The sequence below is a fragment of the Micromonospora tulbaghiae genome, assembly GCF_900091605.1.
In the GTDB taxonomy this organism is placed as follows: domain Bacteria; phylum Actinomycetota; class Actinomycetes; order Mycobacteriales; family Micromonosporaceae; genus Micromonospora; species Micromonospora tulbaghiae.
Map to the genome: position 1 here is coordinate 1 of NZ_FMCQ01000013.1, position 15290 is coordinate 15290.

General features: G+C 74.5%; 11 protein-coding genes and 2 pseudogenes. 6 read left to right on the forward strand and 7 right to left on the reverse strand.

Annotation, left to right across the window (positions count from 1 at the left end; translation table 11 throughout):
- The first annotated feature begins 1063 nt into the window (after positions 1-1063).
- Positions 1064-2065 carry an NAD-dependent epimerase/dehydratase family protein gene (locus GA0070562_RS28310; RefSeq protein WP_091427684.1) on the forward strand — a complete coding sequence of 334 codons (1002 nt, stop codon included), beginning with the start codon at positions 1064-1066 and terminating at the stop codon, positions 2063-2065.
- 92 nt (positions 2066-2157) lie between these two features.
- On the opposite strand, the gene GA0070562_RS28315 is transcribed toward GA0070562_RS28310, so the two are convergent.
- The gene (locus tag GA0070562_RS28315) at positions 2158-3132 is read right to left on the reverse strand and encodes an Acg family FMN-binding oxidoreductase (RefSeq protein ID WP_091427686.1); all 975 of its coding nucleotides are present in this window, start codon (positions 3130-3132) and stop codon (positions 2158-2160) included.
- A 187-nt stretch (positions 3133-3319) separates the two neighbouring features.
- Here GA0070562_RS28315 and GA0070562_RS28320 point away from each other — a divergent pair, with 187 nt between their 5' ends.
- Positions 3320-3958 (forward strand): response regulator, encoded by a 639-nt coding sequence (locus GA0070562_RS28320; RefSeq protein WP_091427689.1) that lies wholly within the window; start codon positions 3320-3322, stop codon positions 3956-3958.
- Between the two features lie 7 nt (positions 3959-3965).
- Here the strand turns inward: GA0070562_RS28320 and GA0070562_RS28325 are convergent, their stop codons facing one another.
- Positions 3966-5633: a sensor histidine kinase gene (locus GA0070562_RS28325; RefSeq protein ID WP_175438911.1), complete on the reverse strand. Its 1668-nt coding sequence runs from the start codon at positions 5631-5633 to the stop codon at positions 3966-3968.
- Between the two features lie 93 nt (positions 5634-5726).
- Entirely contained in the window at positions 5727-6737 is a 1011-nt protein-coding gene (locus GA0070562_RS28330; protein ID WP_091427694.1) for an Acg family FMN-binding oxidoreductase, read from the reverse strand.
- A 154-nt stretch (positions 6738-6891) separates the two neighbouring features.
- Between GA0070562_RS28330 and GA0070562_RS28335 the strand changes: the two genes are divergently transcribed.
- Positions 6892-9240, forward strand: a complete 2349-nt coding sequence (locus tag GA0070562_RS28335; RefSeq protein WP_091427695.1) for a heavy metal translocating P-type ATPase — start codon at positions 6892-6894, stop codon at positions 9238-9240.
- 1 nt (position 9241) lies between these two features.
- Here the strand turns inward: GA0070562_RS28335 and GA0070562_RS28340 are convergent, their stop codons facing one another.
- From GA0070562_RS28340 to GA0070562_RS28355, 4 genes are all read right to left on the reverse strand, one after another.
- Positions 9242-10108, reverse strand: coding sequence for a universal stress protein (locus GA0070562_RS28340; RefSeq protein ID WP_091427696.1), 867 nt, complete (start codon positions 10106-10108; stop codon positions 9242-9244).
- On the reverse strand, positions 10105-12507 hold the full coding sequence (locus GA0070562_RS28345) for a phosphoketolase family protein (RefSeq protein ID WP_091427698.1): 2403 nt from the start codon (positions 12505-12507) through the stop codon (positions 10105-10107). Before GA0070562_RS28345 ends, GA0070562_RS28340 begins: the two co-directional genes overlap by 4 nt.
- Before the next feature lie 128 nt (positions 12508-12635).
- The gene (locus GA0070562_RS28350) at positions 12636-13466 is read right to left on the reverse strand and encodes a universal stress protein (protein WP_091427699.1); all 831 of its coding nucleotides are present in this window, start codon (positions 13464-13466) and stop codon (positions 12636-12638) included.
- 83 nt (positions 13467-13549) lie between these two features.
- Entirely contained in the window at positions 13550-14350 is an 801-nt protein-coding gene (locus GA0070562_RS28355; protein ID WP_091427701.1) for a PP2C family protein-serine/threonine phosphatase, read from the reverse strand.
- Positions 14351-14448: 98 nt separating this feature from the next.
- Between GA0070562_RS28355 and GA0070562_RS28360 the strand changes: the two genes are divergently transcribed.
- The 3 genes and pseudogenes from GA0070562_RS28360 to GA0070562_RS31130 all read left to right on the forward strand — a co-directional run.
- The gene (locus tag GA0070562_RS28360) at positions 14449-14685 is read left to right on the forward strand and encodes an HTH domain-containing protein (protein WP_030275209.1); all 237 of its coding nucleotides are present in this window, start codon (positions 14449-14451) and stop codon (positions 14683-14685) included.
- A pseudogene (locus tag GA0070562_RS31125) lies at positions 14685-14888 on the forward strand (Clp protease N-terminal domain-containing protein); the annotation flags it as partial. The gene GA0070562_RS28360 and the pseudogene GA0070562_RS31125, both read left to right, overlap by 1 nt.
- A gap of 153 nt (positions 14889-15041) precedes the next feature.
- Positions 15042-15260: pseudogene (locus GA0070562_RS31130) on the forward strand (Clp protease N-terminal domain-containing protein); the annotation flags it as partial.
- Between the last annotated feature and the right edge of the window lie 30 nt (positions 15261-15290).

Here is a 15290-nt window from a genome sequence, read left to right on the forward strand (position 1 = left end):
GGCTGTTCCCGCAGGCAGCGCGCCTCTTGCGCGGCTCGGCTGATGCTCGGTCGCTCACCCGGTTACAACGCCACCCACCCGCCGACGATTCCGCCGTCAGAGTGCCGCCCACCACCCCCGAACCGGACACCACACCCACCCCCGCCAGACCGGACACCACACCGACAAGCTGCCCGCCACTCCCGCCCTCCCGAGCCTCAGCAGCACCTCGGAGCCCTTCTCGCCAGTGCGATCTCCCATCACCTGAGATACATGGTCCGTACCCCGGGAGCAGCCGCAGATCTTGGTACGAAAGCGCCCCCACAGGGGCCGTTTCGCACCAAGATCTACAGACGGCTCAGGTCGCCGAGGCGGGGGAGGCGGGCAGCAGGGCACCCGCCACCGCCAGCATCCACTGATCACATGCAGGGGCGGCCTCACGGGCATCCACCCTGGGTGGGTCGATCATGAAGTTGGCGGCGACAAACCGGACACCAAACGCCGCCAACCTCATGATCGACCAGTCCGAGGCGGGGCGCACGTGGCCGGCTGGGCGACGTCGCCTAGCGCGGGATGAGGCGCGACGAGGTCCCCTGTGATCTTGCAGTTCGAGCCCTCCGCGTGTCCCATTCGCGCGGGTTGCGGGGCACCGAAATGCAAGATCGCGGGCGGCCAGGGCGGCCAGGGCGGCCAGGGCGGCCAGGGCGGCCAGGGCGGCCAGGGCGGCCAGGGTGGTCCGGGCTGCCAGGGCGGTCCGGGGCGTCAGGGCGGCCTTGGGGCGGCTGTTGATCGAGGCTGGCGACAGGGGCGCCGTGAACTCCGGGGTGCACTCGTCGATCTTGGAGTTGTGGCACCTCGCGAAGTGCGCTAACCGGGCATCCCAGGCGCCACAACTCCAAGATCGACGGTGAGGGGCGAGGGCGCGGCGGACTCGTCCCACCGGACCTGCCCCGGCCCCGACGTGGCCCGCCGTCCGGAGGGCGGTGGCGCCCGCAGTGACGGGAGGCCGGGTTCTGCCGTTGGCAGATCCGCTGACCGTGAACAGGGCACGCCGTACCCGACACGGGGCGGCACGCTGGGACCTATGCGACTCCTGATGCTTGGCGGTACGGGCTTTGTCGGTGGTGCGGTCGTGACCGAGGCGGTACGCCGCGACTGGCAGGTGACAGTGTTCAACCGGGGCGTGCACGGGCGGGTGCCGGACGGCGTACACCGGTTGCGGGGTGACCGGACCGCGCCGGACGGGCTGGCCGCGCTCACCGGCGGCGAGTGGGATCTGGTGGTGGACACCTGGGACGGCGCGCCCCGGGCGGTACGGGACGCGGCGTCGGCGCTGGAAGGCGCGGTGGCGCACTACGTCTACGTGTCCAGCGGATCGGTGTACGCGCCACCCGTCGCGCCCGGCAGCGGCGAGGAGGCGCCCACGGTGCCGGCCGACGCGGACGCCGAGGACGGTGACTACCCGGCGAACAAGGCCGGCGGGGAGCTCGCCGCGACGCGGGTGTTCGGTGACCGGGCGCTGCTGGCGCGCGCCGGGCTGATCCTGGGGCCGGGGGAGGACATCGGGCGGTTGCCGTGGTGGCTGAACCGGATCGCCCGGGGCGGGGACGTGCTGGCACCGGGGCCGCGTGACCTGCCGATCCAGTACGTGGACGTCCGTGACCTGGCGACCTGGCTGCTGGACCGGGGTGCCGAGGGCGTCGGCGGTGCGTACAACGTGGTGGGTCGCACCGGGCACGCGACGATGGGTGACCTGCTCGACGCGGCGGTGGCGGTGACCGGGTCGGACGCGACGCTGCGGTGGACCGCGCCGGAGCCGATCCTGGCCGCCGGGGTGGAGCCGTGGAACGACCTGCCGGTGTGGATTCCGCGCGGGCACGAGTACCGCTGGTTGCAGGAGCGGGACGTGGAACGCGCGTACGCGGCGGGGCTGGTCTGCCGGCCGGTGACCGAGACGGTCGCCGACACCTGGCGGTGGCTGCGCGAGGTGGGGCGCGTGCCGGACCGCGCGGGGCGTCCGGCGCGCGCCCCGGTCGGCCTGGCACCGGAGCGGGAGGCCGCCCTGCTGGCCGCGCTCCCGGCCTGACCGGGACTGGCCGCCCGCACGGGCCGCCGGAGCGAGGGCCGCGCGGGCAGGCGGAGGGAGCGCTGTCGGCCTGACCTGCGGAGGGGTACGGGTCAGGCCGACGCGACCGGCAGGTCCAGCACCTCCTCGACGGGGCGGCGGGGGGTGGCGCGACCGGGCTGGCCGTACCCGATCCGCATCACCATCTGCGGGGTGCCGAACCGGCCCAGTGACATCCGCAGCGCCTCCCGCGCGGCGGGCACCTCGATCGGCTGGGACAGCATCGACACGCTCAGTCCGGCGTCGGTGGCGGTGAGCAGCACCCGCTGCAGCGCCTGCCCGGCGAGGATCTGGTCGGCCGAGGTGTTGCCGGCCGAACCGAGCACCGCTACCAGCGGCTCCGGCTCGAAGTCGCGGCCGGGGGCGCGGTTGCGTCCGCCGAAGCCGCGCTGGGGCAGCAGGTCCTGCGGCTCGCTCTGCGGTCCGCCGGCGCCGGCGGGCACGCCGTCCGGGGCCGGCTCGGAGCGGATCCACTCGGCCCGTTCGGCCACGTACGCGGGGTCGCGTTCCAGCACGCGGTGGGCGCTGCGGGCGACCTCGGCGACGGCGTTGACGGCGGTGGTGCCGATCACCAGCTCCAGCCAGCACTGCTCGGCGCGGGCCGCCTCGCCGAGCCGCCAGCGGGCCTCGGCCGGCACCGGGTCGGGCCAGAACGGCGCGCGGTTGCTGAACCGGTGGCTGATCGCCCCGTACAGGCTCTGCTCGACCGGGGTGGGGCGGCGCGGCACGTCCGGCACCAGCCGGGCCACGACGTCCGGGTCGGCGGGGTACGGGCGCAGCCGCACAGTGGCCGGGGTGCCCGCGACGGCGAGTGCCAGCCGCAGGTTGAACAGCGCCGCCCCGGCGGCGATGCGCGTGCCCCAGCCGGTCGGGTCGGTGGCGGGCAGGCCGCGCAGCGGGTCGACGGACACCTCGATGCCGCCGTCGACGAGCCGGAACCGCCACGGCTGGGTGTTGTGCAGCGACGGTGCCCGGACCGCGTCGGCGACCGCGGCCCGCAGTTGCTCGCCGGTGTATTCGGTCGTCATGGTGGTGCTCCCTCTCGTGCGGCGCCGGCTTCCCCGGCCGGGTACACCACTACGGTGCGTCAGCGGGCGGCGCGGTGAGCAGGGCCGGAGGTCCCCACCTGGTCCCGGCCGTCGGTCCCGGCCGGCGCGGGCAGGACGGGACTTTCGACCCGTGCTACGGGGGCGGGAAAGCGGGTAGAAAGGACGGATGATCCGGGTGTTCCTGCTCGACGACCACGAGGTCGTCCGTCGTGGCCTTGCCGACCTGCTCCAGAGCAGCGGCGACATCGAGGTGGTCGGCGAGTCCGGCCTGGCCCAGGAGGCGACGCGCCGCATCCCGGCGCTGCGCCCCGACGTGGCGATCCTCGACGCTCGGCTGCCCGACGGCAACGGCATCGACGTGTGCCGGGACGTCCGCGCCGTGGACTCCTCGATCAAGGGGCTCATCCTCACCTCGTACGAGGACGACGAGGCGTTGTTCGCGGCGATCATGGCGGGCGCCGCCGGGTACGTGCTCAAGCAGATCCGCGGCACCGACCTGGTGGACGCGGTCCGCCGGGTGGCGGCGGGGCAGTCCCTGCTCGACCCGGCGATCACCACCCGCGTGCTGGAGCGCATCCGCAGCGGCGTGGAGCAGCCGCGGGAGCTGAAGTCGCTCACCGAGCAGGAGCGGCGGATCCTGGAGTACGTGGCGGAGGGGCTCACCAACCGGGAGATCGCCGGGAAGATGTTCCTCGCCGAGAAGACGGTGAAGAACTACGTCTCCAGCGTGCTCGCCAAGCTGGGCCTGGAGCGGCGTACCCAGGCGGCGGTGCTGGCCACCCGCCTGCTCGGCAAGAACACCTGACGGCTCCTCAGTCGAGCGGGACGCTCCAGCGCACCTCGGTGCCGCGCGGCTCGGCCCGGCGCAGCGTGAACTCGCCGCCCAGCCGCTCGGCCCGCTCCCGCAGGTTGACCAGGCCGCTGCGGGCCGCCTCGGGGTCGCAGCCGACACCGTCGTCGGTGACGGTGATCTCGACCCGGCCGGCGTCGACGCGTACGCGCACCGACACCCGGTCGGCGTGCGCGTGGCGTACCGCGTTGGACAGCGCCTCGCGCAGCACGGCGGTGAGTTCGGGGCGCAGGTCTTCGGGGACGGCGCTGTCGATCGGGCCGACCAGTTCCAGGTCCGGCCGGTAGCCGAGCGACTCGGCGGCCACCTCGATCGCCTCGCGGATCTCGGTGCGCAGCGCCGCGCTCATCGGGGTACGCAGCTCGAAGATGGTGCGGCGGATGTCGCGGATGGTGGCGTCCAGGTCGTCGACCGCCTGGTTGATCCGCTTGGCCGCCTCGGGGCGGGCGTTCATCGCGCCGCTCTGCAGTTGCAGGCCGGTGGCGAACAGCCGCTGGATCACCACGTCGTGCAGGTCGCGGGCGATGCGCTCGCGGTCTTCCAGGACCACCAGCAGTTCCCGCTCCTCCTGCCCGCGGGCCCGTTCCATGGCCAGCGCGGCCTGCCCGGCGAAGCTGGCGAGCAGGGCGAGGTCGTCGTCGGCTGCGGGCCCGTGGTCGGGCCGGTAACCGATCACCAGGACGCCGTGCAGCGCGTCGGCGGCGGCGAGCGGGGACACCACGGCCGGCCCGGCGACCACCGGCCGGGGCCAGGGCGCCGCGGCGGCGAGGTCGTCGACCTGGTCGTGGCGGCCCTGCGTGACGGACGCGGCGAAGCTGGTCTCGGCGGCCGGCAGCACCGCGCCGACCAGTTCCCGGGTGACCGGGTCGGCGCCGTCGACCACCTCGACGGTGAACTGGGCCTCGTCCTCGTCGTAGAGCAGCACCAGGGCCAGTTCGGCCTCGGCGACCTCACGTGCGCGGCGGGCCACCAGCGTCAGCGCGTCGGTACGGCGTACCTCACCGAGCAGCACCGAGGTGATCTCCGCGGCGGCGGCCAGCCAGCGTTCGCGGCGGTGCGCCAGCGCGTAGAGGCGGGCGTTCTCGATCGCCACGCCGGCCGCAGCGGCCAGCGCGACCACGATCTCCTCGTCGTCCTCGGTGAACTCGGTCGCGCCCTGCTTCTCGGCCAGGTAGAGGTTGCCCCAGACGTGGTCGCGGATGCGCACCGGCACGCCGAGGAAGCTGTGCATGGGCGGGTGGTTCGGCGGGAAGCCGTACGAGTTGGGGTGCTTGGTGATGTCGGGCATGCGGAGCGGCTTCGGCTCGTCGATGAGCAGGCCGAGCACGCCCCGCCCGTGCGGCAGCTCGCCGATCTTCGCGTGCAGCTCGGGGCCGATGCCGTGGACGATGAAGTCGTGCAGCATGCGGTCCGGCCCGATCACGCCGAGCGCGCCGTAGCGGGCGCCGGCCAGCTCGCACGCCGACTGCACGATCCGCTGCAGCGTGCTGCGCAGATCAAGGTCGGACCCGATGCCGACGACCGCGTCCAGCAGGGCCCGTAGCCGCTCGCGGCTGGTCACCACCTCACCGACGCGGTCGAGCATCTCCTGGAGCAGTTCGTCCAGGCGGACGCGGGACAGCGGGGTCAGCCCGAGCGACGGCGCGACGTGCTCGTGCGGGGACTGGGGTGCGGCGGCCACCGGGCGATGGTATCGCCCGGTGGCCGCCGTGATCGAGACCGGTCAGGCGAGACGGTCGCGGACCGCCGAGGTGTCGACCGTCTGGGCGACGTCCAGCCGGGGCGTGTGCGGCGGCCCGGCGTGGTTCGGGTCGGCCAGGCCGAGCCGCATGCTGATGTACGGGAAGCCCAGGCCGGCGAGCATCTGCCGCAGCACCTCGCGGGTGCCCTCGACCTCCACCACACCGGACAGCGGCACCAGCGACACCCCGTGCCGGGTGGCGGTGAGCCAGGCGGCGGAGAGCGCCTCACCGGCCCGCAGCCAGCTCAGCGTCTCGTCGTCGGAGCCCCACAGGATCCCGTACACGGCGGTCTTGTCGTGGCCGGGACCGATCGGCAGCGAGCCGGCGCGGCCGAAGTCGCGGGCCGGAACGGTCGTCTGCGGCGCCTGCTCGGGCAGCACCTCCGGCGGCAGCCCGGTGCCGGTGCCGGCCCGGCTGGTCCAGTACGCCAGTTCCTCGCGCAGTTCCGGGCTGTCCGCCTCGACGGCGGCGGCCTGCTGGGCGGCGCCGGCGAGCTGGATCTTCTGGGTGTCGTCGAGCAGTTGCAGGTTCACCCCCTCCAGCGTGGCGGCCCGGTCGATGTCGTTCAGCGCGGCGGTGGGGATCGGCTCGTCGCTGACCGGTCGCCGGTCGGTGTGCCGCACCTGCATGCACTGCACGACGCGCATGGCGTCGGGGTCGGCGCCGGTGTGCTTGAGGGTGGTGATCCGGGCCAGCAGGTCGGGTTCCTTCGGGTCGGGCAGCCGCTCCACCACCGGGGTCCAGCCCTCGGCGGCCAGCGCCACCCGGGCGTGGTGCAGCGCAGCGCCGCAGCTCACCACCAGCAGGTGCCCTTCCGGGTCCATGGCGCTGAGGTGCCGTTCGCGGACCACCCGCAGCTCCAGCGCGTCGGGCAGGACCGTCCAGTGCCACGGCTGCGTGTTGTGCACCGAGGGGGCGTGGCCGGCCATTCCGGCGGCCTCCGCGAGCGCGGTGGTCAACGGGCGATCGCCGGCCGGCGTCTCGTGGCTCATCGTCACGACCTTTCCTGTTTTCCCCATCGTGCCCCACGCCCGGGACGCCCGGGTGGGGATGCCGCTCCATCCTCGGGCATGCCCGGCCGCCCCGCAGGGCCGGATTACCCGCGTCGTCCCGCCCGCTCCAGGTCCGGGCTGAGACGATCCACACGTGGGAAGCGAACCACGCGAGTGCGTACCCGGGCAGCCGGCCCGCGCCCCGCGGCGGGCCTGGGCCGAGTGGGTGCCGCTGGTGCTGCTCACGGTGGCGGTGCTGGCCGGGGCGGCGCTGTGGTTCGTCGGCGCGCACGACGCCGCCCGGCTGGTCTGGGCGGCGGTCACGGTGGTCGCCCTGGTGCCGGCGGCCTGGACGACGCTGCGCCAGTTGTGGCTGCGGCAGTTCGGGGTGGACGTCATCGCGGTGCTGGCGCTGCTCGGCGCGCTGCTGGTGCGCGAGTACCTGGCCGGGGCGGTGATCGCGGTGATGGTCGCCACCGGGCGGGCGCTGGAGGAGTACGCCCAGCGCCGCGCCACCCGCGACCTGCGGGCGCTGCTGGAACGCGCGCCCCGGCAGGCACGCCGGCGTACCCCGGACGGCGGGATCGAGGTGGTGCCGCTGGACCGCGTCGCGGTGGGGGACCGCCTCGTCGTCGGGCCGGGCGACGTGGTGCCTGTCGACGGCGTGGTCGAGGAGGCGGCCACGCTCGACGAGTCGGTGGTCACCGGCGAGTCGCAGCTGGTCACCCGCGCGGCCGGGGAGGAGGTGGCCAGCGGCGTCGTCAACGCGGGCGCCGGCTTCGGGCTGCGGGCCCGCCGCAACGCGGCGGAGAGCACGTATGCCGGCATCGTCCGCCTGGCCGGCGAGGCCACCGCCCGCAAGGCCCCGATGGTACGGCTGGCCGACCGGTACGCCGCCGCGTTCGTGCCGTTCACGCTGGTGCTGGCCGGGCTGGCGTGGCTGCTGTCCGGCGAGTTCCTCCGGGCGGTGGCGGTGCTGGTGGTGGCGACACCGTGCCCGCTGCTGCTGGCCACCCCGATCGCCGTGGTCTCCGGGCTGTCCCGGGTGGCCCGCCGTGGTGTGCTGGTCCGTGACGGCGGGTCGCTGGAACAGCTCGGCCGCGCCCGTACCCTCCTGCTGGACAAGACCGGCACGCTCACCGCGGGCCGGCCCCGGGCGGCCGAGGTGGTGGTGGCGCCGGGCGGTGACCGGGACGAGGTGCTGCGCCTGGCCGCCTCGGTCGAGCAGCTCTCCCCGCACGTGCTGGCCGCCGCGCTGGTCCGGCAGGCCCGCGAGCGCGGGCTGCCGCTGGCCGAGCCGACGCAGGTCACCGAGGAGCCGGGGCACGGGGTGAGCGGGCGCGTCGACGGGCGGATGGTGCACGTCGGGCAGCTCGCCGGGGAACCGCCGGAGTGGGCGGCCCGGCTCGGTGAGCGCGCCGAACGGGCCGGGCGTTCCGCGGTGTGGGTCAGCGACGACCACGGGCCGCTCGGCGCGATCCTGCTGGAGGACCCGGTCCGCCCGGACGCCCGCCGGACCGTGCGGCGGCTGCGCGAGGCGGGCCTCACCCGGCTGGTCATGGTCACCGGCGACCGGCCGGGCACGGCCCGGCAGGTCGCGCAGGTCGTGGGCGTGGACGACGTGATCGCGCGGTGCTCGCCGCAGGAGAAGGCCGAGCGGGTACGCGAGGAGTCGGCGCACGCGGTGACAGTGATGGTCGGCGACGGCGTGAACGACGCCCCGGCGCTGGCCGAGGCGCACGTCGGGGTGGCGATGGGCGCGACCGGGGCGACCGCCTCGGCGGACGTGGCCGACGCGGTGCTCACCGTGGACCGGCTGGACCGGCTCGCCGACGCGGTCGAGATCGCCCGGTACGCCCGCCGCATCGCGGTGCAGAGCGCCACCGTCGGGATGGGTCTGGCGGTGCTGGCGATGCTGGTGGCCGCCGCGGGCCGGCTGCCCCCGGTGGCCGGCGCGTTCCTCCAGGAGGGCATCGACGTCCTGGTGATCCTCAACGCGCTGCGCGCGCTCGGCGGCGGCCTGCGGCGGCGGGACCTGCCGGCGCACACCGTCGAGCTGATCGACCGGTACGCGGGCGAGCACGGCGGCGTGCGCGACGTGCTGGCGGCGCTGCGGGACACCGCCGACATGGTGGCGACCCGCCCGGACGACCCGGCGTGCCTGCCGGCGCTGCGCGAGGTGCACCGGCGTCTGGTCGACGAGGTGCTGCCGCACGAGGCGGCCGAGGACCGGCAGCTCTACCCGGCGCTGGCCGGGCCGCTCGGCAGCGCCGAGGCGACCTCCACGATGAGCCGGGCGCACGTGGAGATCGTGCGGCTGGTGGAGCGGATCGGCGGGCACCTCACGGCGCAGCCGGACGGCCGGCTGCGCCGTGACGAGGTGCCCGATCTGCTGGCCGCGCTCTACGGCCTGGACGCGGTGCTGCGCCTGCACCTGGCCCAGGAGGAGGAGGACTACTTCTCGCTCAACCCGGAGGAGGGCTCCACCGCGCCCGGCCGCTGAGTCAGCGCTCGCGGACCACAGCCACCGGGCAGTGCGAGTGCTGGATGAGCTGCTGGCTGACCGAGCCGAGCAGCATGCCGCGCAGGCCGCCCCGGCCCCGGCTGCCGACCACCACCAGCTGCGCCGACCGGCTCGCCTCCACCAGCAGCGCCGACGCGCTGCCGGGGACCGCCTCGATCTCCACCGGCACGTCGGGGAAGCTCTCCCGCCACGGCGCCAGCTCCGCCTCGGCGGCGGCCCGCTCGCTCGCGGCGACCTGCTCCGGGTCGAAGTCCGGCGGCACCCACCGGTCGCCCGGCGGCTCCCAGGCCCGCAGCACCCGCAGCGGCACGTCCCGCTGCGCGGCCCGCTCGACGGCGAAGCCGAGCGCCCGCAGTGCGGACTCCGAGCCGTCCGAGCCGACCACCACCGGCCCGGACGTGGCGGCCTGGCCGTCGCGGACCACCACCACCGGGCAGTGGGCGTGCGCGGTGACCGAGACCGCCGTGGAACCGGCGAGCAGCCCGCCGAAGCCGCCGTGGCCCCGGCTGCCGAGCACCAGCATCCCGGCGTCGGCGGACCGCTCCTGGAGCACCAGCGCGGGCGGCCCGTCGAACACCTCGCCGTGCACGGTCAGGCCCGGCCGGTCGGCGGCGGCGTCCGCCGCCGCCTTGCGGACCAGCTCCTCGACCTGCTGCCGGGCGGCCTCGTCCGGCCACACGCCGGGCGCCACGCCGGGCCCGATCCAGCCGGTCACCGTCAACCACTCGAAGACGTACGCCAGGCGTACCGGCCGTCCCGAGCGGCCCGCCTCGTCCAGCGCCCAGTTGAGGGCGACGGCGGCGTCCGAGGAGCCGTCGTAGCCGACCAGGATCTCGTCGTCGCTCATTCGCCACTCCTCACCGCGGGGTCGTTCTCCCTGATCCAGCGCCACTCGGCGACCCGGGGGTCGTCCTCGCCGTAGCGGCGGGTGTAGTCGCGGCAGGCCTGGCGGGCGTCCACCATGTCCTGGCGCAGGTGCGCGGCGCGCGACCGCAGCCCCGGCACCCGGTCGATCACGTCGATGACCAGGTGGAAGCGGTCCAGGTCGTTGAGCATCACCATGTCGAACGGGGTCGTGGTGGTGCCCTCCTCCTTGTAGCCGCGCACGTGCAGGTTCTCGTGGTTGGTACGGCGGTAGGTGAGCCGGTGGATCAGCCACGGGTAGCCGTGGTACGCGAAGATCACCGGCTTGTCGCGGGTGAAGATGGTGTCGAACTCGTTGTCCGGCAGGCCGTGCGGGTGCTCCGACGGCGGCTGCAGGCGCATCAGGTCGACCACGTTGACCACCCGCACCTTCAGGTCGGGCAGGTGCCGGCGCAGCAGGTCGACGGCGGCGAGCGTCTCCAGCGTCGGCACGTCACCGGCGCAGCCGAGCACGACGTCCGGTTCGGTGCCGTCGTCGCTGCTGGCCCAGTCCCAGATGCCCAGGCCGCGGCGGCAGTGCTGGATCGCCTCGTCCATGGTCAGCCAGTTCGGCGCGGGCTGCTTGCCGGCCACCACCACATTGATGTACTGCCGGCTGCGCAGGCAGTGGTCCATGGTGGACAGGAGCGTGTTGCCGTCCGGCGGCAGGTAGACCCGGACCACCTCGGCCTTCTTGTTCACCACGTGGTCGATGAAGCCCGGATCCTGGTGCGAGAAGCCGTTGTGGTCCTGGCGCCACACGTGGCTGGACAGCAGGTAGTTCAGCGACGCCACCGGCTCCCGCCACGGGATGTTCCGGGTCACCTTCAGCCACTTGGCGTGCTGGTTGACCATCGAGTCGACGATGTGGATGAACGCCTCGTAGCTGGTGAAGATGCCGTGCCGGCCGGTCAGCAGGTAACCCTCCAGCCAGCCCTGGCACAGGTGCTCGGAGAGCACCTCCATCACCCGGCCGTCGGGGGAGAGGTGGTCGTCGCCGGGCACCTCGGCGCCCACGAACGCACGGTCGGTCACCTCGAACGCCGCACCGAGCCGGTTCGAGGCGACCTCGTCCGGGCCGAACAGGCGGAACGTCTCCGGGTTGCGCGCGATCACGTCGCGGACCCAGGGACCGAGCACGCCCGTCGCGCCGGCCATCGGCTCACCCGGCGTCGGCACGTCGACCGCGTAGTCGCGGAAGTCCGGCAGCTCCAGGTTGCGCAGCAGCCGGCCGCCGTTCGCGACCGGGTTGGCGCTCATCCGGCGGTCACCCGTCGGCGGCTGCTCCGCCACCTCGGCGACCGGGCCGCCGGTGGCGTCGAACAGCTCCTCCGGCCGGTAGCTGCGCAGCCAGCGCTCCAGCTCGGCCAGGTGCTCCGGGTTGTCCCGGACCTGGGAGATCGGCACCTGGTGGGCGCGGAACGTGCCCTCGACCTGCTTGCCGTCGACCCGGGACGGACCGGTCCAGCCCTTCGGCGTCCGCAGGACGATCATCGGCCAGCGGGGGCGCTCGACGTGCTCGCCGGAGCGGGCCCGGCGCTGGATCGCCGCGATCTCGTCGACCGCCCGGTCGAGTGTCGCGGCCAGCAGCTGGTGCACGGTCGCCGGGTCGTCGCCCTCGACCACGTACGGCTCGTAGCCGAAGCCGCGCATCATGTCCCGCAGGTCCTCGCCGGGGATCCGGTCCAGCACCGTCGGGTTGGCGATCTTGTAGCCGTTGAGGTGCAGGATCGGCAGCACCGCGCCGTCGCGGGCCGGGTTGAGGAACACGTTCGACAGCCAGCTCCCGGCCAGCGGGCCGGTCTCCGCCTCGCCGTCGCCGATCACGCAGGCCACGAGCAGGTCCGGGTTGTCAAACGCGGCGCCGTACGCGTGGCTCAGCGCGTACCCCAGCTCGCCGCCCTCGTGGATCGAACCCGGCACCTCCGGCGCCACGTGGCTCGGGATGCCGCCCGGGAAGGAGAACTGCCGGAACAGCCGCTGCATGCCGGTCTCGTCCCGGGGGATGCTGTGGTACAGCTCGCTGTAGGTGCCCTCCAGCCAGGTGTTCGCCACCAGCGCCGGGCCGCCGTGGCCCGGGCCGGTGACGAAGATGGCGGACAGATCCCGGTTCACGATGACCCGGTTGAGGTGCGTGTAGAGCAGGTTGAGCCCGGGGCTGGTGCCCCAGTGGCCCAGCAGACGCGGCTTGACGTGCTCGGGCTTGAGTGGTTCGCGCAGCAGCGGGTTGTCGAGCAGATAGATCTGGCCGACGGTCAGGTAGTTCGCCGCGCGCCAGTAGGCGTCCAGCCGGCGCAACTCGTCTTCGGTCAGGGGGCTGTGCAGGTTCACCGCGGTGTCCATGCTGCCTTAGCCTCTCGTGGCTCGGGGTCGGCTGCCACTCAGGGACCACATCTTCTTCCCCGGCGCGTCCAGCGTCGCCCCCGTCGGGGGTCGCCGGTCAGGGCCGTAGGTCCCGCCTCGCGCGGGCGTCATGACCCGTCCCCGGCGTCCGCGGCGACTCCCCGTACGACGATCAGCGGGGCCGGCGAGTGGTAGAGCAGGGACTGGCTGACCGCGCCCAGAGTGGACCCTATCGGCCCGTCTCCCCAGGCGGCCACCACCGCGAGCTGCGCCGCGCGGGACCGGTCGAGCAGGACGGACTTCGGGTCACCGTGGACGGTCTCGCAGTCGGCGGCGACGCGGGGGTACCGCAGGGCCGTCCGGGTGACCGCCTCCTCCAGCCGCCCGTCGTCGCGGTCGCCGGCCTCCGGCTCGATCACCCGGACGGCGAGCAGGCGGGCGCCGCGGTGTTGCGCGCAGTCGAAGGCGTAACCGAGGGCGGCCTGCGAACTGGGCGACCCGTCGAAGCCGACGAGCAGCGGGCCGGGCGGGGCGGGCTCGGTGCGCCCGACCAGCACCGGGCAGCCGGCCCGGGCGGCCACGTCCACGGCCGGCGTGTCGGCAGGTACGCGGTCCGGATGGGCGGACATGCCCCCGTCACCGAGCGCGATCAGGAACGCGGTGTCGGCGACCCGTAGCAGCGCCTCGACCGGAGAGCCCTCGACGATCCGGCCGCTGACCGGCACCTGCGGCGCGCACTCGGCGACGACCTGTCCGGCGTGCTCCAGCACGTTCTCCGCGTCCGTGCGGGTGCCGCCGGCCGGGGCGGGACCGGGCGTCGTGGCCCAGTTGAACGCGTGCAGCAGGTGCAGCGGCCGGTCATGGGCGGCGGCCTCGGCGGCGGCCGTGCGGACCACTGTCAGATCGGCCTCGGACCGGCCGACGCCGACCACCACCGCGCCGTGGCTGGGTGCGGCCACCCCGGCTCACCTCCCGACCCCTGCTTTTCACCCACCGTAGTCGTGGGACCGGGTGCGCCGGAGCGGGTCGGCGGAACTGGCGGTCAGCGCGGGGCGGGCAGCGCCGGGTGTACGCGCAGCACGACGGCTGTGGCGTTGTCCTCGCCGCCCTCGTCCAGGCTGGCGGCGAGCAGGGCCTCGGCGGTGCGCGCCGGGTCGCGTCGCGCGGAGAGCAGGTCACGCAGCCGGTGGTAGCCCAGCTGGTCGCTGATGCCGTCGGTGCACAGCAGCCAGGTGTCGCCCCGGCGCAGCGGCACGGCGAGCAGGTCCGGCTCGGGCCGGTCCGGGTGGCCGACGTAGCGCAGCAGCTGGTAGCGCGCCCGCGCCGCCTCCGGCGAGTCGGCCGGCCACCAGCCGTGCAGCAGGCCGAGCCAGGCCATGGTGTGGTCGACGGTGACCAGCTCCAGCAGCCCGTCGCGCAGCCGGTACGCCCGCGAGTCGCCGAGCTGCACCAGCCAGCCCTGATCGCCGTCCGGCTCGATCACCAGCGCGGTGAGCGTGCACCCGGTCAGGCCGGACTGCGCCGCGCCGGCCTGGCGTACCCGCCGTTGCGTCTCGGCCACGGCGGCCCGCAGCGCGGCGGCGCCGACGGCGGGCCAGCCGGCGCGGACCTGCGCGACGAACGTCTCCGCGGCGGTCGTGCCGGCCACCCGGCTGCCCAGGCCGTCGCCCATCCCGTCGCAGACCACCGCGAGCGGAAGCTCGGGGTCGACGTGCAGCACGTCGTAGTTCTCCGGGTAGCGGTGCCCGACCACGCTGCCGCCGGCGATCTCCAGGGTGAGGCGGCCGGCGGTGAGCCGGCGCGCGGACTCGACCGGCCGGTCCAGCGGACGGCGGCGGAACACCAGCGGAACCTAACACCGGGACGGGCCGGACAGCGGCAGGCCGCCTCGTCTGTCAACCAGGGTTGACAGACGAGAGTGTGTCAACCTACATTGACAGCATGAGTCAAGCGACGGAACTCGCGGCGGCCGCCGGCAGCACCGACCCCAAGGTCGGCCTGCGCGCGGTGCTCGCCCTGCGCCGGCTGCTCGAACGGCTCGAGGTGATCCAGGTCGACAACGCCCGGCGGCAGGGCTGGTCGTGGCAGGAGATCGCCGACGCCCTCGAGGTCAGCCGGCAGGCGGTCCACAAGAAGCACGCCGGGCGACCGGCGGTGCGCGAGAGCTGGGAGGCGTGATGTTCGAACGATTCACCGACCGGGCCCGTGCCGTGGTGCACCACGCGCTCGACGAGGCCCGCACCGAGGGAAGGCGGCCGGTCGGCACCGAGCACCTGCTGCTGGGCGTGCTCGCCGACCGCGACAACCTGGCGGTACGGCTGCTGGCTGCCGGCGGCGTCGACGCCGACGCCCTGCGCGCCGCGGTGGCCCGCCACACCGCTCAGGGCGTGGACGGGCTCGGTGCGGCGGACGCCGCGGCGCTGCGCGAGATCGGCATCGACCTCGCCGCGATCGTGGCCCGGATCGAGGAGTCCTTCGGCCCCGACGCGCTGCGCGAGGCGACCCCGCGTCCGCGCCGGTGGTGGCGTCGTGGGTCGCACCACGGCACGTTCTCGCCCCACGCCAAGAAGGTGCTGGAGCTGTCGCTGCGCGAGGCGCTGCGGCTGCGCCACCGGCACATCGGCACCGAACACATCCTGCTCGGCCTGCTGCGCGAGGGAAACGGCCTGGCCGCGGTGGTGCTGACCGAGGCCGGCGCGGACATCGACGACCTGCGCCGCCGCGTCGACGCGGCGCTGCGCGAGGCCGCCTGAGGCCATCTGAGGCCACCCGGGTTTCAAACC

What these genes read in the sequence shown, in the direction of transcription:
- GA0070562_RS28310 (WP_091427684.1), top strand. Translation starts at nt 1,064, where the DNA reads ATGCGACTCCTGATGCTTGGCGGTACGGGCTTTGTCGGTGGTGCGGTC.
- GA0070562_RS28315 (WP_091427686.1), bottom strand. Translation starts at nt 3,132, where the DNA reads ATGACGACCGAATACACCGGCGAGCAACTGCGGGCCGCGGTCGCCGAC.
- GA0070562_RS28320 (WP_091427689.1), top strand. Translation starts at nt 3,320, where the DNA reads ATGATCCGGGTGTTCCTGCTCGACGACCACGAGGTCGTCCGTCGTGGC.
- GA0070562_RS28330 (WP_091427694.1), bottom strand. Translation starts at nt 6,737, where the DNA reads ATGAGCCACGAGACGCCGGCCGGCGATCGCCCGTTGACCACCGCGCTC.
- GA0070562_RS28340 (WP_091427696.1), bottom strand. Translation starts at nt 10,108, where the DNA reads ATGAGCGACGACGAGATCCTGGTCGGCTACGACGGCTCCTCGGACGCC.
- GA0070562_RS28345 (WP_091427698.1), bottom strand. Translation starts at nt 12,507, where the DNA reads ATGGACACCGCGGTGAACCTGCACAGCCCCCTGACCGAAGACGAGTTG.
- GA0070562_RS28360 (WP_030275209.1), top strand. Translation starts at nt 14,449, where the DNA reads ATGAGTCAAGCGACGGAACTCGCGGCGGCCGCCGGCAGCACCGACCCC.